This window comes from Pseudomonas sp. BGA-UO-ETr-WB11 (assembly GCF_059567785.1).
Window position 1 is genome coordinate 196,522 of record NZ_JCAQOS010000006.1, and the last position, 17,360, is coordinate 213,881.

Annotated in this window: 17 protein-coding genes; 7 read left to right on the forward strand and 10 right to left on the reverse strand. The window is 61.9% G+C overall.

The features are described from left to right. Positions 1–11 precede the first annotated feature (11 nt). A complete protein-coding gene (locus AC56DI_RS09820) occupies positions 12–785 on the forward strand; it encodes an enoyl-CoA hydratase-related protein (protein WP_496345986.1) in 774 nt (257 codons plus the stop codon). Between the two features lie 62 nt (positions 786–847). On the opposite strand, the gene pyk is transcribed toward AC56DI_RS09820, so the two are convergent. The 3 genes from pyk to AC56DI_RS09835 all read right to left on the reverse strand — a co-directional run bounded on the left by pyk (position 848) and on the right by AC56DI_RS09835 (position 4,188). After that, positions 848–2,299 (reverse strand): pyruvate kinase, encoded by a 1,452-nt coding sequence (gene pyk, locus AC56DI_RS09825; RefSeq protein ID WP_324518303.1) that lies wholly within the window; start codon positions 2,297–2,299, stop codon positions 848–850. A 79-nt stretch (positions 2,300–2,378) separates the two neighbouring features. Next, positions 2,379–3,293, reverse strand: coding sequence for a universal stress protein (locus AC56DI_RS09830; RefSeq protein ID WP_496345987.1), 915 nt, complete (start codon positions 3,291–3,293; stop codon positions 2,379–2,381). Between the two features lie 94 nt (positions 3,294–3,387). After that, entirely contained in the window at positions 3,388–4,188 is an 801-nt protein-coding gene (locus tag AC56DI_RS09835) for a tetratricopeptide repeat protein (protein WP_496345988.1), read from the reverse strand. 176 nt (positions 4,189–4,364) lie between these two features. On the opposite strand from AC56DI_RS09835, the gene AC56DI_RS09840 reads away from it, so the two are divergent. From AC56DI_RS09840 to AC56DI_RS09850, 3 genes are all read left to right on the forward strand, one after another. Next, the gene (locus AC56DI_RS09840) at positions 4,365–4,736 is read left to right on the forward strand and encodes a tetratricopeptide repeat protein (protein WP_324518297.1); all 372 of its coding nucleotides are present in this window, start codon (positions 4,365–4,367) and stop codon (positions 4,734–4,736) included. 347 nt (positions 4,737–5,083) lie between these two features. Beyond that, positions 5,084–5,506: a DUF4124 domain-containing protein gene (locus tag AC56DI_RS09845; RefSeq protein WP_496345989.1), complete on the forward strand. Its 423-nt coding sequence runs from the start codon at positions 5,084–5,086 to the stop codon at positions 5,504–5,506. A 62-nt stretch (positions 5,507–5,568) separates the two neighbouring features. Continuing rightward, positions 5,569–5,928 (forward strand): PilZ domain-containing protein, encoded by a 360-nt coding sequence (locus tag AC56DI_RS09850; protein WP_496345990.1) that lies wholly within the window; start codon positions 5,569–5,571, stop codon positions 5,926–5,928. A 476-nt stretch (positions 5,929–6,404) separates the two neighbouring features. Here AC56DI_RS09850 and AC56DI_RS09855 read toward each other — a convergent pair whose 3' ends face one another. Genes AC56DI_RS09855 through AC56DI_RS09880 form a run of 6 tightly spaced genes read right to left on the reverse strand, consistent with a single transcriptional unit; the run spans position 6,405 to position 13,331 of the window. After that, positions 6,405–7,736: a DUF58 domain-containing protein gene (locus AC56DI_RS09855; protein ID WP_496345991.1), complete on the reverse strand. Its 1,332-nt coding sequence runs from the start codon at positions 7,734–7,736 to the stop codon at positions 6,405–6,407. Then, positions 7,733–8,779 carry an AAA family ATPase gene (locus AC56DI_RS09860; RefSeq protein WP_496345992.1) on the reverse strand — a complete coding sequence of 349 codons (1,047 nt, stop codon included), beginning with the start codon at positions 8,777–8,779 and terminating at the stop codon, positions 7,733–7,735. Before AC56DI_RS09860 ends, AC56DI_RS09855 begins: the two co-directional genes overlap by 4 nt. Further along, entirely contained in the window at positions 8,776–10,047 is a 1,272-nt protein-coding gene (locus AC56DI_RS09865) for a DUF4350 domain-containing protein (protein ID WP_496345993.1), read from the reverse strand. The genes AC56DI_RS09860 and AC56DI_RS09865 overlap by 4 nt, the downstream gene beginning before the upstream one ends. Beyond that, positions 10,044–11,633 (reverse strand): DUF4129 domain-containing protein, encoded by a 1,590-nt coding sequence (locus AC56DI_RS09870; RefSeq protein ID WP_496345994.1) that lies wholly within the window; start codon positions 11,631–11,633, stop codon positions 10,044–10,046. Before AC56DI_RS09870 ends, AC56DI_RS09865 begins: the two co-directional genes overlap by 4 nt. Further along, the gene (locus AC56DI_RS09875) at positions 11,620–12,600 is read right to left on the reverse strand and encodes a stage II sporulation protein M (protein WP_496345995.1); all 981 of its coding nucleotides are present in this window, start codon (positions 12,598–12,600) and stop codon (positions 11,620–11,622) included. The genes AC56DI_RS09870 and AC56DI_RS09875 overlap by 14 nt, the downstream gene beginning before the upstream one ends. Beyond that, on the reverse strand, positions 12,597–13,331 hold the full coding sequence (locus tag AC56DI_RS09880) for an RDD family protein (RefSeq protein WP_496345996.1): 735 nt from the start codon (positions 13,329–13,331) through the stop codon (positions 12,597–12,599). The genes AC56DI_RS09875 and AC56DI_RS09880 overlap by 4 nt, the downstream gene beginning before the upstream one ends. A 299-nt stretch (positions 13,332–13,630) precedes the next feature. Here AC56DI_RS09880 and sbcB point away from each other — a divergent pair, with 299 nt between their 5' ends. Next, positions 13,631–15,061 carry an exodeoxyribonuclease I gene (sbcB, locus tag AC56DI_RS09885; RefSeq protein ID WP_496345997.1) on the forward strand — a complete coding sequence of 477 codons (1,431 nt, stop codon included), beginning with the start codon at positions 13,631–13,633 and terminating at the stop codon, positions 15,059–15,061. Positions 15,062–15,129: 68 nt separating this feature from the next. Here the strand turns inward: sbcB and mvaT are convergent, their stop codons facing one another. After that, positions 15,130–15,504: a histone-like nucleoid-structuring protein MvaT gene (mvaT, locus tag AC56DI_RS09890; RefSeq protein ID WP_496345998.1), complete on the reverse strand. Its 375-nt coding sequence runs from the start codon at positions 15,502–15,504 to the stop codon at positions 15,130–15,132. Between the two features lie 563 nt (positions 15,505–16,067). On the opposite strand from mvaT, the gene purU reads away from it, so the two are divergent. After that, positions 16,068–16,919, forward strand: coding sequence for a formyltetrahydrofolate deformylase (gene purU, locus AC56DI_RS09895; protein WP_496345999.1), 852 nt, complete (start codon positions 16,068–16,070; stop codon positions 16,917–16,919). Between the two features lie 27 nt (positions 16,920–16,946). Beyond that, complete coding sequence (locus AC56DI_RS09900; RefSeq protein ID WP_496346000.1) at positions 16,947–17,357, forward strand: CBS domain-containing protein; 411 nt, start codon at positions 16,947–16,949, stop codon at positions 17,355–17,357. Positions 17,358–17,360: the final 3 nt, after the last annotated feature.

Genomic DNA, 17,360 nt, shown 5'->3' on the forward strand with positions numbered 1-17,360 from the left:
TGAGGAAGGTCATGAGTGAGCATGTAGTTGTGACGCGCGCCGATGGTCTGTTGACCCTGCGCATCAATCGCCCCGAGAAGAAGAACGCCCTGACCCGCGCCATGTACAGCGCCATGGCCGAAGCCTTGCTGGCCGCGGATGCCGAGCCTGAGGTGCGCGCGGTGCTGATTACGGGTGGAGCGGAGTGCTTTACCAGTGGCAACGATGTGGCGGATTTTCTCCAGGCTCCGCCGGTCAGCCAGGACAGTCCGGTGTTCCACTTTATGCGCGCGCTGTTCGAGTTGAAAAAACCGATTGTCGCCGCCGTGGCAGGTGCTGCCGTGGGGATTGGCACCACCCTGTTGTTGCATTGCGATCTGGTCTACGTCAGCCGCTGCGCCAAGTTGAAGATGCCCTTTGTCAGCCTTGGCCTGTGCCCGGAGTTCGGCTCCAGCCTGATCCTGCCGCGCCTGCTCGGGCACGCCAAGGCGGCCGAGCTGTTGCTGCTGGGTGAGTCCTTCACGGGCGAGCAGGCCGCCAGATGGGGCATTGCCAACAGCGTGCTCGACGATGGCGTGGCCACCCTGGAAAAAGCCGAGGCCATGGCCCGGCGCTTCCAGCAACTGGCTCCGTCAGCGTTAGCGGTGAGCAAACAACTGATGCAAGCGCCGGGGCGCGAAGAGTTGCGTCAGGTGATCACTGCCGAAGGCGAGCTGTTCGGCCAGCGCCTGCGCTCGCCGGAGGCCATCGAAGCCCTGTCGGCCTTTATGCAGCGCCGTCAGCCGGACTTTTCCAAATTCGTCTGACGGGTTTCATGTGCTAACAAAAAGGCCGCTCAATGAGCGGCCTTTTGCGTTAACCCGCAGGCTTAAACCATGACGTCGCCGACGTGGAGGATCTTCATGGTGTTGGTGCCGCCGATGGTGTGGTAGCTGTCGCCCTTGGTCAGGATCACCCAGTCGCCTTGTTGCACCACGCCGCGCTTGAGCAATTCGTCGATGGCCGCCTGGCTGACCTTGTCGGCTGGCAGGGCCGCGGCATCGAACGGCACCGTCTGCACGCCACGGAACAGGGCCACACGGGCCTGGGTTTCGCGGTGCGGAGAGAAGGCGAAGATCGGCATCGAGGAGCGGATGCGCGACATGATCAGCGGGGTGTAGCCACTTTCGGTCAGGCAGATGATCGCCTTGACGCCGGGGAAGTGGTTGGCGGTGTACATGGCGGCCAGGGCGATGCTTTCGTCGCAGCGCTCGAAGCTTTCTTCCAGGCGATGGCGCGAGACTTTGTTGATCGGGTGCTTTTCCGCGCCCAGGCACACACGGGCCATGGCCTTGACCGCTTCCACCGGGTAGGCGCCGGCGGCGCTTTCGGCCGAGAGCATCACGGCGTCGGTGTAGTCGAACGCGGCGTTGGCCACGTCCGAGACTTCGGCGCGGGTCGGCATCGGGCTGCTGATCATCGACTCCATCATCTGGGTGGCGGTGATCACCACTTTGTTCAGGTGGCGGGCGTGGGCAATGATCTTTTTCTGGATGCCGACGAGCTCGGCATCGCCGATTTCCACCGCCAGGTCACCACGGGCGACCATCACACCGTCGCTGGCGCGGATCAGGCCGTCGAGGGTTTCGTCGTCGGCCACCGCTTCGGCGCGTTCGACCTTGGCGATCAGCCAGGCCGTGCCACCGGCTTCGTCGCGCAGGCGGCGGGCTTCGTGCATGTCGGCGGCGTCACGGGGGAAGGACACGGCCAGGTAGTCCAGCTCCATCTCGGCGGCCAGTTTGATGTCGGCGCGGTCCTTGTCAGTCAGGGCTGGCGCAGTCAGGCCGCCACCACGACGGTTGATGCCTTTGTGGTCGGACAGCGGACCACCAATCAATACTGTGCAACGCAGTTCGTCGCTGCCCACTGAGTCGACGCGCATTTCCACCCGACCATCGTCGAGCAGCAGCTCGTCGCCGGCCTTGCAGTCGGTGATCAGGTCCGGGTAGTCGATGCACACCACGTCCTGGTTGCCGGCGTCGCGCGGATGGCTGATGGAGAAGCGGAAGGGGTCACCAACTTTCAGCTCAATGCGCTTGTTGGCGAACTTGGCGATGCGGATCTTTGGCCCTTGCAGGTCGCCGAGCAGGGCGACGAAGCGGCCGTGCTTGGCGGCAATCTCACGTACCAGCTTGGCGCGGGCTTTGTGCTCGTCGGGGCTGCCGTGGGAGAAGTTCAGGCGGGCTACATCCAGACCGGCAAGAATCAGTTGCTCCAGCACTTCCGGCGAGTTGCTGGCCGGGCCCAGGGTGGCGACGATTTTGGTACGGCGAAGGGTCATGCAAAGGCTCCATTTCTCAGACAGAGCACGAGGCTACTATGCCGCAACCCTGTAGTCATTTTTCCTCGGCACTACCTGTCTAAACAGTGGTGACAGCAGCCTTGAGGATCAGCAAATCGCACTCGACACTCTCCAGTACGCGCTCCGCAGTGTTGCCGATCAGGGCGTTGGCCAACTGGCCGCGGGCGATGGCACCAATTAATAGCAGGTCGATTTTCTCTTCCTGGACGAAGCGGGCAATTTCCTCTTCGGCAAAACCTTCGCGCAGTTGGGCCTGGTTGCGTGGTACGCCGGCATCCGCCAGCAGTTGCTCGAACGCCTCGCGGTGCTGTGTGGCGCAGAGCTGGCGGTAGTGCTCGTAGTCGTTAACCAGAGCGCTGTCGAACAGCAACGATTGCGGCACCGGGGCGTAGCTGTGCAGGTAGTGAGGCTGGATGCCGATGGTGTCGCTTAGCAACTGGGCGGCGGCAATCAGTTGCTGGTCGAGGACCGCCGGTTTGTCGTCCGCGTGCAGCGGATCGAGGGCCGCGCACAGCTGGCGGCATTGCCACTCGCCGTGTTGCACCAGCCACAGCGGTACCGGGCAATGACGCAGCAGTTGCCAGCAGCTATTGCCCAATAGTCGTTGTTTGAGCGAGTGATGGTGATGGGTCGACTTGAGTAGCAGGTCGGGCTGCAGTTCCGCTACCCGTTGCAGAATCACCTGCTCCAGTGGCTTGCCCCAGCGCACTTGCACGCTGACCTGCAGGCCTTCCTCGCGCAGCGGTGCGGCCATGCCTTCCAGTTCGGCATGCAGGCTGGCGAGCATCGCTTCGCGGGCACTGGTGAGGGTATCGCTGTCAAAAATCAGGCTGTTTACCAGCGCCGAGTTGTATTCGCAGAGCAGCAATTCGACCTTGGCCGAGGTGGCGCGGGCCAGCCAGTGGGCGCGTTGCAGTGCGGGTTGGCTGGGTTGGGACGGGTCGATCACGACCAGAAGCTGGCGCAGTTGCATGGGGCTCACCTTCACTTGGCTGATGCGCTATTGCACAGCAAATGCCCTTTACGGAGCTTGACGTGCATCAGCCAAGTGTAAGGCGCTGGGCGGCTTAAGGCATGCCGTTGTTCAGCGCCACGTCCAGGTGGCGGGCGGCTTTGTTGGCCAGTTCGCTGCGTGGGAACTGGGCCAGCAGTTGGCGCAGGTAGTCGATGGCCTTGGCGCGATCGGGCTGCGGGTTGTCGGCGGCCATGTGCATCAGGGCCATCTGGTACAGGGCCTTTTCCTTGATGCTCGCGGCAACACCATTGTCGGCCACGGCCAGGCTGTAGAGGGTTTCCGCTTCGCTGACGCGGTCCTTGAGGATGGCGCGGCGCGACAGCAGGGTCAGGTCTGGGTCCAGGCTGGGTTTGTTGAGGTCGAGGTTTTCGTTGGGCTTCCAGTGCTTAAGCAGTTCGCGGGCGTTCTGCTGCACCGGCTCCTGAGCACGCTGACGAATCATCTGAATGCGGGCTTCGGCGCGCTGGGCAGCGAGGGTGGCGGGGAACTCGTTGTGCACCTGATAGAAGTAGTTGAGCGCTTTGTTGTCGTCGCGATCATCGTTATAACGGCACATGTAGATCAGGCCGATCTGGTACAGGGCGATGGCGCGTACCTGGTCACCGAGTTTTTTGTCCTGGTAGCCGCTGAGGTATAGGGCTTCGGCCTGGGCACTCTTGTTGTCGCGGATGGCTTGGGCGCTGTAGGTCAGCAAATCACCATCTTCTTCGATGGCTGCGGTCATGCGGTTGGTTTTCAGGGTCTTGTATTCAACCACTTCCTGGGTGCCGATCTGGGCGATAAACAGTGGGGTGGTGGGCGAACAGCCTGCCAGCAGGCTCAGGCCCAACAGGCCAAGACACAATGAACGCATGAGAACTCCAGAGCCGGACGATAATGCACGCCAGTCTAGCAGTGCGCTCGTACTGGCAGGCGCCTCCCGGCTCACCACCCAACGGAGGTTATGCTCGTGCTGAAAGTGTCCGTCTGCTAGGGCTGGAGATTTGCGGCGGGCGGTCGATACACTGCAGAGCCGAGGAGGACACCGTTATGCGCAGCCTGTTAGTCATAAGCCTGATGCTGGTACTGGGCGCCTGTACCCGTATGTCGGCAGATTTCCATCTGGACAATGCCTACCGCCAATACGCCGCCGGCGACTGTGCGGCGGTGGCCCTGGAGTTGTCCCAAGCGCAGCGGCAGATTCGTTCGCGGCCGTACCTGCAGCCGGAAATTTCCCTGTTGCGCGGACAATGCCTGGAACGTGAGCACTTTTTTGTCGACGCCCAGCAGACCTACCAGTTTATCGTTTCGCATTACCCGCAGACCGAGTATGCCTATCGGGCTAAGGCGCGCCTGAGTACCCTTGAGCAGTTGGGGCAGCTACGCGATGCTGAGCCGGCCAAGGTGTCGCGGGCGCTGTAAACTGTCAGGCCGTTGGTCGTGCAGACGACGTAGCGCCAGTGTCAGGGATAAGCCAGGGGCTGTTCCCGTTTCATTGCGAGCCGCGTTGTTGCGAGAAATGGTCCCCGGTTAGGCGCAGGACGCAGATAATGGTTATTCCCTTACCAAGTCCTGCAACAACAGCGGGGGCCATTTCTCGCGCAACCCGAAGGGCCGGGCCTGTTTTTGTGCGAGGCGGCGTTACTCGTCGCTCATTTGGAACAACCAAATCACGCTCCTCGCGCCTTGCCTCGCGCAAAAACCGGCTCCGGCGCGGCCGCGAATGAAACGGGAACAGACCCTGGGAAGCAGTCATGGAGAGCGACAGCATGCGGCAATTGTGGTTATGCACCCTGTTATTACCGAGTCTGGCGCTGGCCGAGGTGTACCGCTGGACTGATGCCAATGGTCGTGTGCATTTTGGCGAAAGGCCACAGGCCGGGGCCGTGCAGGTCGAGGTCAAGCCCCAGGTGATCCAGCGCGATGCGGCCACTGTCGAGCGTGAAGCGCGCACTGAGCGCTTCTTTGCCGCACGCCGGGAAGAGCAACAGCAGGCCGCCGCCGTCAGTCGCGAGCAGCAGGCCAAACAGGCCCAGCACTGTCAGCGTTTACGTGAAAGCCAGGCGCAGCTGGGCGAGGGCGGTACTTTTTATAAAGATGATGGCAAAGGCGGGCGGAGCTATTACAGCGACGAACAAATCGACGCCGCTCGTCGCCGGCTTAACGCCCAAGTGGCGGAACAGTGCAGCTGAAACTGGCGTACCAAGCATTTGTGTGGCCATACTCAGCTTCCCCTGTATAGCGATCTGCCAGCATGCGCATTCAACGCCGCATTGAGCGCCATCAGTTGCCGTATTACCTGAAGGTGTTCAATCGCATCACCGACAAACCGATGGGCTACATCGGCAACGTATCCGTGGACGGCCTGATGCTGATCAGCCAGCTACCGATGCTGGTCAATGCGCGTTTTGACATGCGCCTGAAAATCCCCGGTAAGGATAGCCAGGTGCACTGCATCGACTTCTTTGCCACCTGCCAGTGGTGCCGTGAAGACGTTACCCCCGGCAGCTTCGACTCGGGCTTCGCCCTGGTGGCGCCGCCCGGCGAGTTTGTCGAGATGATCGACGCCTTGCGTTATTACTTCAGCTTTCGCACCCACGCCGCTTCGGCCTGAGGCTGGCCGGCGGGTGATTTTTCAGACGCTGCATTCAGCGCGTATTGTGCTCATGGCCACTAACGGTTTCGGCTTTACGCCGAGTCACTTTCTCTTGACTCGCTTTGCTCGCCCTTCGGGCCAGCCTGCGGCTGTTACTCCGCTGCGCTCCGTATGCTTGCGCGAAAGAGAAAGTAACCAAAGAGAAAGCGCACCCGGCATCCGGGTTTCGCTGCGCGAAACTTCCCTCGCTCCGGCACTGCTCCGAGGGTCGTCACGGTGGGCCATCCTTGGCCCATCGTGACTCATTTGGCATCCATGCCAAATGCCCCTCTCCACAGCACCTCCACTCGGCCTTCTGACGGGGCCGGGGGACCGAGGCGCCTGTGAACTTTGTGGGAGCGGTCTTGACCGCGAAGCTTTTAGCAGTCCAAAGCTGGTGTCGAGGTGAAGGCTCTGTAGCGCGTAACTAGGACATAGCCTTTGTCCGCGATCAGCTACAGCACCCCAGCCTTCTTCCAGGCCAGATACTGGCCGACCAACTCCGGCCCCAGTTCGCTTGGTCTTGCATCGAGCACCGGCACGCCGTGGGCGGCCAGGCGTTCGTGCAGGCTGGCGCGGGCATTCAGGTAGGCCACGCTGCCGCAATAGGCCAGGGCCGATTCATAGTCCTGCACCGGTGCCTGCCGCAGGCTGTCCAGCACCTCCTCGCGCAAGCTAACCAGTAGAACGCGATGCTGACGACCGAGGCGCTTGAGCGCCGCGAGCAGTTCTTCGTCATCTTCATCGCGCAGGTTGGTCACCAGTACCACCAGGGCTCGGCGGCGCTGGCGTGCCAATAGCTGGTTGATGGCAGCGCTGTAGTCCGCCGGTTGCTGGCTGCTCTGCAAATCGTAAACGCTGTTGAGCAGGGCGCTGAGCTGAGCCTGGCCCTTAACCGGCGCGAGGAATCGTTGCTGCGCGCCGGCAAACGTCGCCAGGCCTACGGCATCGCCCTGGCGCAGGGCCACATAACTGAGCAGCAGGCAGGCGTTGAGGGCGTGGTCGAAGTGCGCCAGTTCGCCGTCCTGGCTGCGCATGCGCCGGCCGCAATCAAGCAGGAAGACGATCTGCTGGTCGCGTTCGTTCTGGTACTCGCGGGCAATCGGCGTGCGCTTGCGGGCGGTGGCTTTCCAGTCGATTTGGCGCAGGGTGTCACCATCGCGAAAATCGCGCAGTTGGTGAAACTCCATGCCCAAGCCGCGGCGTTGGTGCTGGCGCACGCCGAGCTGGCTGAGCCAGTTATCCACGGCCATCATCTGCCCTCCCTGAAGGCGGGCGAAGTCCGGGTAGACGCGGGTTTCGCCGGGCAACTCCAGCAGTCGCCGACCGCGCCACAGGCCCAGGGGGCTTGGCAGCAGCAGTTCGCAGCGGGGAAAGTGGAAGTGCCCGCGTTGTAACGGGCGCACCCGATAGCTGCATTCGGTGTGACGCTGCGGCTGCAGCTCGATGTGCAGGGGCAATTGCTCGCAGGCCATGGCCGTCGGCAGGTGATCGAACAGCTCCAGATGCATGGCCTGTGAGTAATCGTGCTCGATACGCAGCCGCACGTCGCTCCAGCGCCCCAGCGGCAGGTTGCCCGGCAGACTGCGCTGCAGGCGTGGCGATGGCAGGCGGTGCAGCCACAGGGCATCGCTAGCGGCGACCAGCAGCAGGGTCAGCAGCAGGCCCCACCACAGCGGCGTCAGACTGGCTGGCAGCGGCAGGCCCAGGGCCGGCAAGGCGCCGAGCAGAATGGCTGCGCTCAGCAGCGCGGCCAGGAGGGAGAGCAGCGCACGGGACGGCTTCATAGGCGCGGCGCAGGCACCTGATCGAGCAACTGCTGGAGCAGCTGGTCGACGCTGATGCCTTCGATATCCAGCTCCGGGGCCAGGCGTACGCGGTGACGCAGCACAGCCAGGGCGCAGCCCTTGATGTCATCCGGGAGGACGAAGTCGCCGCCGCGCAGCAGGGCACGGGCGCGGCCGCAGCGCACCAGAGCGATTGAGGCGCGAGGTCCGGCGCCGATGCTCAGGCCCGGCCAGTTGCGGGTGGCGCGGGCGATGCGCACGGCGTAGTCGAGCACCTGCTCATCGAGCGCTAGGTCGCTGGCGATTTTCTGCAGGGCGAGGATGTCCTTGGCCTGTAGCAAGGTGCGCAGCGGCGTCACTTCGAGCATGTCGGCCTTGGCTGAGCGGGTTACCTGGCGCACCAGGTTGATTTCCTCTGCGGCCTGGGGGTAATCCATGCGCAGCTTGAGCATAAAACGGTCGAGTTCAGCCTCCGGCAGCGGGTAGGTGCCTTCCTGCTCGATCGGGTTCTGGGTGGCCAGCACCAGGAACGGTTGTGGCACCGGCAGGGCGCGGCCTTCCAGGGTCACCTGGCGTTCCTGCATGACTTCCAGCAGGGCCGCCTGGGTTTTTGCCGGCGCGCGGTTGATCTCGTCGGCCAGCAGCAAGTTGGTGAACACCGGGCCCTTGCGCAGCTTGAACTGCTCGGACTGCAGGTCGTAGACCGCATGGCCGGTGACATCACTGGGCATCAGGTCGGGGGTGAACTGGATGCGCGAGAATTCGCCGCCAAAGCAGCTGGCCAGGGCGCGTACCAGCAGGGTCTTGCCCAAACCAGGCACGCCTTCCACCAGTACATGGCCGCCGGCGAGCAAGGCGGTGAGCAGGTCGTCGATCACCGCGTCCTGGCCGAGCACTGCCCGTTGCAGTTCCTGGCGCAGGGCCTGGGCCAACTGGCTGGCGCGCTGGCGCTGGACGTTGGCAGGGCTGGCGGTGGGCGCTGCTGGCGCTACCGGGATGGCTGCACTGGCGTCGCTCGGTTGCTCGATGCGGTCTTCGCTCATAGGACATTCCTGAGGGTTTGCAGGTGGGCGACCTGACGGGTGAATTCGCTGGCCGACAGACGTCTGTCGGCGATGGGGCGCATGGCCTGGCTGATCGCGCTTGGCGTCAGGCGAGTCATGCGGCCGAGTACTTGCCACTGTTCGGCGACGCCGAGGCGGTCGAAGCCGGGGTGGCGCATGCGGGCGCGGCGCTGGATATCGCGCTGCAGGGCTTGCAGCAGATGGCGCTGACCGGCGTGGCGCAGGAGGAAGTCGGCGCTGCTGCGCAGGTGTTCCTGCAACTGCCGGCGCTGGCGTTCAGGCACCGGTTGCAGTGGGCCCTGGCGCAGGCCGGCGGCCCACAGTCCGGCCGCCAGCAACAGGCTCAGGGCCAGCAGGGCTTCGGGGAAATGCCGCAGCAGTAGGCTGAACAGATCATCGTGGTCGGCGCGGTAGAGCAGGGTGACTTCACGGTCCTGGGTCAGGTACCAGAGCAGCCAGGCGTTGTCATAGTCGCCGATGTGCGCGTTCTGCCAGATCCAGCTGTCGGTGACCACGGTGAGCAGGCCATCGCCCTGGCTGAGTTGCAGCATATGGGTGGTATCGGCGGAGTTGGCCCAGGCGTGGGCCAGGTCTTTGGAGTCGAACAGGTGGTAGTCGGTGTCGAAGTCGATATAGGCCGGGGCGTCTTCGTTTTCCAGGTACAGCTGAGTCAGGTCGACGGCAGGGGCTGGCTCTTGCTTGGTGTCTTTTGTTGGACTGGCAGCGGCAGCCGGTTCGTCGCTGGGCGCTGTCTCGGCTGCCTTGCCGTCCTCGTCGGTGTCCTTAGCAGCGTCGGCGTTCGGCTCCGACTCGCTGTCCTCGTCCAGTTCGTCACTCATATATTGCTGAATGCCCAGTGGGTCGAGCAGCAGGTCGCCGCTGCTGTTTTTGTCTTCGTCCCAGAGGGTTTCGGCCACCACCAGCAGGTGTCCGCCTCGGCGCGTCCAGGCCAGTAAGCGTTCGGTCTGCTTGGGCGTCATCTGCTCCCTTGAGCCCAGTATCAGCAGGACCTGTCCAGCGGCGGGCAGTTGCGCCAGGCTTTGCAGGCTGTCGGCGCGCTGCACCTTACGGCCCTGATTGCGCAGAAAGTGTTCGGCAGCCAAATACGGATTAGCGCGCGCCTCGGGCGCTGGGCCGTGTTTGACCACCTCCTGATAGGGCGTGGCTTGCGACAGCACATAGCTGCCCAGTAAACCGAGCAGCAGCACCAGGCCAGCGCCGAGAAAGAAGCCTAGGCGCCGGTTCATGTCGGCACCTGTTGAGTGCACAGCCGGCGCCAGGCTTCGCAGAGACCGCGCTTGAGGTTGTCCGGTGGCAGTTGGTGGCCGTAGGCCAGGTTCTGCCAGTGGCGGGTCAATACTTGGGCGAAGCGGCTGAGCTCGGCGTGTTGCAATTGCAGGGTGAGCTGCAAGACCTCGGCCTCGGTTTGGGAGCTCTTCAGCGGTAACTGGTGGTCATGCAGCAGGCGGCTGAGCAGGGCGCGGTAAAGCAGGCCGAGGGCCTCGCGCGGCTGTTCGGCCCACAGCGCTTCGACGCTGCCGGCGATGTCGTCGGGCAGGCTCTGTGGCGCCAGTTGCAGACCAAACAGTTGAGTGGGGGCGGGCGCTGGGGTTTTGACCGGGCGTTGCAGACGGGCGCCGAAGGTGCGCAACCAGTCGCGGTAACGCCAGATAAGGGTTAGCAGCAGGCTGAACAAGGCTGTCCACAGCAGCACTTCGAGGGCCAGGGCCAGCGTTTTGAAGCCGTCCATCAGGCCCATCAGTTCGAGCAGCTTCTTAAGCGCTTCGCCCAGGCTGCTGGCGTTGGCCACGTCATCCGGCTTGTCGCTGGCCTCCTTGGCAAAGCGCCAGCGGGTCACGCTCTCGCTGTGTTCGAAGGGCGGTTGCTCAAGCAGTTGCTTGATCGCGCTCTGCGCCGCCTGGCTGTTCAAGGGCTGCTTTAGCAGACGTGCGGCCTCTGGGCCGGGTGCCTCAGGCAGGGGCAGCGGGCAACTGGCGCTGGCCTCGTCGGTGGCTGCCCAGGCCGACGGTGCTGGCGGTAGCAGGAACAGGCCGCAGACCAGCAGTGCGACTGTCGCAATACCGCTCAGGCGCTGGCGCAGACGGCGGAAGGCCAGTTCGATGTCCCAGGCTTCGAGGGCACTGCGACGGTTCAGGTAGAGGCTGAAACCGCAGGCCACATACACCGGCTCCCAGATGATCAGCAGCAGGGCGTACAGCAAGTTGGACAGGTGCTCCAGCCACAACCAGCTGCCGCTGTCAGGTTCGATCAGGTTGCTCCAGCTCCAGTCCAGCTCCCACTGTTGCGGCAACAACAGGTACAGCAGGCTGAGCATGCCTAGCCACAGGGCCATTTCCACATGGCTACCGATGATGGTCAGCCAGGTGGCTGGCCGCGCGTCGCGCTGGCTGAGGACGATCAGGCGTTGGCTGCGGGCCTGGCCATTGAGGCCTTCGAGCTGCAGCACCGGCAGGTCGAAGCTGCGGGTCAGGCTCAGCCGTCGCCAGGTCAGGCTGGCCAGCAGTTGCGGCTTGAGTAGACCGGGTAAGGCCTGGAATGCCTGCTTGAGGGTCGGTGTGGCGCCAAACAGGGCCCTCGACAGAATGTGCAACGGCAGGCGTTCGTACAACGGCTTGAGCCACCAGAACAGCAGCATGGCCAGGCTCGGCTGTTGCCAGAGCAGCGCGCTGCAGAGGACAAACACCGGCAGGGTCAGCAGCGCCCAACTGGCGGTCAGCAGCCCGGCATGCCGGCGCGCCAGCAGCACGCCGAGGTCGCAGGCCTCCCAGGCGCTGCGCGGACGGATGGTTACGCTGGCGTCAGTCAGGCGCATGACGACCTCGTCCGGCGAGGGCAAAGTAACTCGCCAGCAGCAGCCACAGGCCGCCGCCAACGGCAAATTTGATGTTGCTGCCGATGCTGGTCATCGACGACCAGTAGGCTTCGACAAAGGCGGCCAGCAGCAGCAACAGGATGGCCCCGGCCACCAGCTGCACGCTTTGCCGTGCGGCCAGGCGCAAGGCTTCGCTGCGTGGCCAGCGACCGGGTGCGAGCAGCGCCCAGCCGAGTTTGAGACCGGCTGCCCCGGCCAGGGTAATGGCGGTCAGCTCGAAGGCGCCATGACCGATGACGAACGACCAGAATGTCTGCCCCGAGCCGATCTGGGTCAGGTGGCCGGCCACTGCACCGATCATCAGGCCGTTGAAAAACAGGAAGAACAGGCTGCCCAGGCCAAACAGCAGGCCGCTGGCAAAGGTCTGAAAGGCGATGCCGATGTTGTTCATGATGTAGTAGCCGAACATCACCCAGTCATCGCCGGAGTCTCGTTCGCCAAAGCGCCCCAGGCGTGAGGCGTCGCGGTCGTACATGGCTTCCATCTGGTTGACCTGCTCGGGGTCTACCACGCTGTAGACCAGCTCGGGGAACAGGTAGACCAACACGCCCATACCCAGCAGGCTGCCGTAGAACAACAGGCTGGCGGTCAGCAGGCTGCGCCATTCGCGGCGCACCAACTGGGCAAAGCCGCCGAGCACGAAGCGAATCAGATTGGCGCCCAAGGGACTGCGATGGCGGTACAGCTGCTGATGGCCGCGCATCACCAGTTGCTGCAGTTGCTCCACCAACAGGCTGCTGTAACCGCGTGCTTCGGCCAGGGCTAGGTGTTGGCACAGGTGGCGATAACGGCCGGCAAATTCGTCCACGTGTTGGGGTTCGCTTTTGCCCCGTTCAAGGGCTTGCAGCTGCTGGGCAAATACGTGCCAGTCGCTTTGATGGTGGCTTTCAAACTGGCTCTGCTTCATGTCGGCCCCAACAGGCCGCGGGCGATACCGTTGAGCTGGGCTTGCGCCTGCTCGGGTGCGACCTGCAACGGCTCAGCCAGCAGCGCAGCGACTTCCTGGCGGCGCTCATCGGACAAGCTGCCTTGGCGCTCGGCAAAGGCAAGGATTGCCCGTTGCTCATCCAGGCTCAGGGCGAAAGGTGCAGGCAGTGGCTCAGCTGGCGGCAGCGGTGGGCGCGGGCTCGGCGTTTCCTGGTAAACCACCAGAGTGCCGGCGGCCAGATCACCGAGGCGCTTGAAGGCTGGGTGATTGAGGCAGCTGAGAATGCCCAGGCCATAGGCGAATGGTAAAAAATCGACAAAACGCAGCAGGTTACGGGTCAGGGAAGCAGCCCAGCCGACGGGCGTGCCGTCGTCATGCACCACGCGCAGGCCCAACAGTTGTTTGCCAGGCGAGCGGCCCTGGTTGAGCACCTCGAACAACACCATGTACCACCAGGTCAGCAGAAAGGTGACGATCGCACCCAGGCCCATACCCAGCTTTCCGAGCAGGGCAAAGGCGACAAACAGCAGGCCCAGCAGCAGGCCGCGAATGGCCAGGTCGACGGCAAACGCCAGCGCGCGTGGCAGCAGGCTGGCGGGGCGCAAAATCAGGTCGATGCCTTCCGGGGTTTCCACTTTATAGCGGGTGTCCAGCAGCTCGCTGGGCGCGGGGCTGGCCTGGAATCGGGAGGGGGTGGCTATGGAGGGCATCGGCAGACTGCGTCAGATAAACCGCGATGCTAGCGGTATCGGCAACACGCCGGCAAGCCGCGTGCTCTGGACTGTGCGTTTGCCAGGCTTTTGCGCCGGCCAGCAGCCTGTCGAACTTAACGCTGTGCTACTGCAGAAAAATCGGGTTTGGTTATTTTCTGCGCTCTTTTTCGCTGAAGAGAATAACTGTTCGCTTCAAAAGCGCCCCGAAACTGCCTCAAGCCGACTTCCCCTCGCTACGAACGGTCAAGCCCGACAGGCTGCTAGACTGGCGCGGTTCATCTCTTCAGGACTTCGCCGTGACGCCCAGCATCTTCTGGTATGACTACGAAACCACCGGCATCAACCCGCGCTGTGATCGGCCGTTACAGGTGGCAGGCATTCGCACCGACGAGGCGCTGAATGAAATCGGCGAACCGCTCAATCTGTATTGCCAGCCCAGCGACGATATCCTGCCCCATCCCATCGCTTGCCTGATTACCGGCATCACCCCACAGCGCCTGGCTGAACGGGGGTTGTCCGAGGGCGAGTTTATGACGCGCCTGCACGCCGAGATGAGTGTGCCTGGCACCTGTGGCGCGGGTTACAACAGTTTGCGCTTCGATGACGAAGTAACGCGCTACAGCCTGTATCGCAACTTCTTCGACCCCTATGGCCGCGAGTGGCAGGGCGGCAACACCCGCTGGGATCTGATTGATCTGCTGCGCACCGCCTACGCCTTGCGCCCCGAAGGCATCAACTGGCCGCAAGAAGACGGGCGCGTCAGCCTCAAGCTGGAGCGACTGACCGCCGCCAATGGCATCGACCATGGCCAGGCCCACGATGCGCTGGCGGATGTGCGGGCGACCATTGCTCTGGCGCGGTTGGTGCGCAGCCAGCAGCCGAAGCTCTACGAGTTTCTTTATAAACAGCGCAGTAAGCCGCGGGTGTTGGAGCAGATCGAATTGCTCAAGCCGCTGCTGCATGTGTCTGGGCGCTTTGCTGGGGCGCGGCATTATCTGGCGGTGGTGCTGCCACTGGCCTGGCATCCGCGCAATCGCAATGCCCTGATTGTCTGCGATTTGCACCTTGATCCGGCGGTATTACTCGATCTGGACAGCGAAACCCTGCGTCAACGCCTGTACACCCGGCGCGACGAGTTGGCTGCGGATGAACTGCCCATTCCATTGAAGTTATTGCACGTTAATCGGTGCCCGGTATTGGCGCCGTTAAGCGTATTACGTGAAGAAGATAAACAGCGCTTGCAACTGGATATGACACTCATGCAACAACGCGCGACTTTGCTGCGTGACAGTCAATCACTCTGGCGAGACAAGCTTCCGGCGGTTTATGGCGAAGAGGCATTTGTTCCCAGTCAAGACCCGGAGCAGCAACTGTATGACGGCTTTTTCGGTGAGCGTGACCGGCGTTTATGCGAGCAAGTTCGTCGGGCCGATCCGCAAGAATTGGCGCGGGCGGTGTGGCCGTTTGATGATCAGCGCCTGAGTGAATTACTGTTTCGTTACCGTGCGCGCAACTTTGCCGACACCCTGTCAAATGCTGAAGCACAGCAATGGTTACAGTTTTGCCAGCAGCGTTTACGTGATCCTCAGTACGGGGCGCCCAATACCCTGGCGGACTTCAATAGCGCCTTGAGTGATGCACTGATCAATGCGTCCGCCAGTGAGCAAACCATTCTGTTGGCTTGGCAAGCCTATGGGCAGCAATTGCAGCAACGCTTGCAGCTGTAGATAGGGTCATTCTTCAGGCAATAAAAAACGCCAGCAAGCTGGCGTTTTTTATTGTGCGGGTGGTGCGATTAGTCGAGCAGGGTAACCCAGCTTTCAACTACATCAGAGCCCCACTTGGCTTTCCACTCTTTCAGAACCTTGTGATTGCCACCTTTGGTTTCAATCACTTCACCACTGTTCGGGTTCTTGTATTGCTTGATCTTGCGGGCGCGCTTGGTAGTGGTGGTTTTGCTGGCGCGGGCTACTTTGCTGCTTTTGGCTTCCGGGTCGAGAATGGCAATGATGCTCGGCAGGGATTTTTGGTATTCAGCCATCAGTGCGCGCAGCTTGCCTTCAAATTCCAGTTCTTTCTGCAGCTTGTCGTCAGCCGACATGCTTTGCAGGCGAGCTTGAAGTTCTTTGATGGCTTCTTCTGTGGCGCGGTATTCGTTAATCAGGGACATTGACGTTTCCTAGAATGTTCGGGTGGACGATGTGTTCGTTTGGCAATACTAGTCAGACATCTTGCGCAAGTAAACATGGAGAAGGGTTTTTATATCAACTTGTCGCTATTAATGTATGTCAAGAAATACAAATGACTCATTACGGCTGCATGTGTTGCGAGTAAATATGTCCGCATGGGGTCGTGGGCCTGTTTGCCCGGGCAAGTTTTCCGCATCACTAAGGGTCGCGTATCTCGCGAGTGTTTGCGTGTATTGAGTCTGCTGGTGTCAGTTCAGACGCTGAAGATAATTGCGCGGCCCGTTGTTCAACGGGTGCGTGTTACGCGCATGCAGTTATCAATAAGTGTGGATGTATCAGGTCGGTGGCTGGCATTAGTAATGCGGAAATTTGTTGCTGCCCTAGCCCGCGGCTGTTGCCGTTTTCTGCTCGGCTGGCGCGCAGTTTGTTATGGCGTGAGACACGGCCGTGCCCGCGGCAACCATTCTTGCGGTAACGCGGCTCGCAATGAAATGGCAACAGCCCCTAGAATGCCCACCTTTGCACACGTACCGGAGTTTTCTGCATGCGTACTTTTCGCCTGGTCATAGCCTGTCCGGACGGCGTTGGTATTGTCGCCAAGGTCAGTAACTTTCTGGCCACCTATAACGGTTGGATTACTGAGGCGAGCCATCATTCGGACAGCCACAGCGGCTGGTTCTTTATGCGCCATGAAATTCGCGCCGATTCCTTGCCGTTTGATTTGCCCGCGTTTCGTCAGGCTTTTGCCCCCATCGCCCGTGAGTTTTCGATGGACTGGCGGGTCACCGATTCAGCACAGAAGAAGCGTGTGGTGCTGATGGCCAGTCGTGAGTCGCACTGCCTGGCGGACCTGCTGCACCGTTGGCACAGCGATGAGCTGGATTGCGACATTCCCTGCGTGATTTCCAATCACGATGATTTGCGCAGCATGGTCGAGTGGCACGGCATTCCGTTTCACCATGTGCCGGTCGATCCGCAGGACAAGCAGCCGGCCTTTGCCGAAGTATCTCGCCTGGTTGAGGCCTGCGAGGCCGATGCCGTAGTGCTGGCGCGCTACATGCAAATTCTCCCGCCGCAGCTGTGCCAGGCGTTCGCCCACCGGGTCATCAACATCCACCACAGCTTCTTGCCGTCGTTTGTCGGCGCCAAGCCTTACCATCAGGCCTCGTTGCGTGGGGTCAAGCTGATCGGTGCCACCTGTCACTACGTCACTGAAGAGCTGGATGCTGGCCCGATCATTGAGCAGGACGTGGCGCGGGTTACCCACCGCGACAGCATCGAAGACATGGTGCGCTTGGGCAAAGATGTAGAGAAAAGAGTACTGGCCCGTGGTCTACGCTTCCATTTGGAAGACCGGGTATTGGTCCATAACAACAAGACCGTGTTGTTCGACTGATCGGCGTCAGACCCCAGGGGATTGTCAATGCCGAAATCAATCAAGGTGCGCGATTGCATGACCCGTCATCCGGTAAGTTTTCGTGCCGATACGGATCTCATGCGTGCGATAGAGCTGTTACTGGAACATCGGTTGTCGGCAGCGCCAGTGGTTGATGAGCATGGTTTGCTGATAGGTCTGCTGTCCGAAGGTGATTGCTTGCGCGGTATGCTCTCGGGGTCTTATTACGATGCGGTGGGCGGCACCGTGGCGGCTTATATGGCCACTGCCGTGGAAAGCGTTGGCCCTGAGACGGACATTATCGAGGTGGCGGGGCGATTTATCGAAGGTGGTCGGCACCGGCTGCCGGTGGTCGAAAATGGCCGCCTGCTGGGGCTGATCAGTCGCCATGATGTGCTGCGTGCGATCAAGTCCTTCGCCCAGCACGACGCGCGTTAGGAT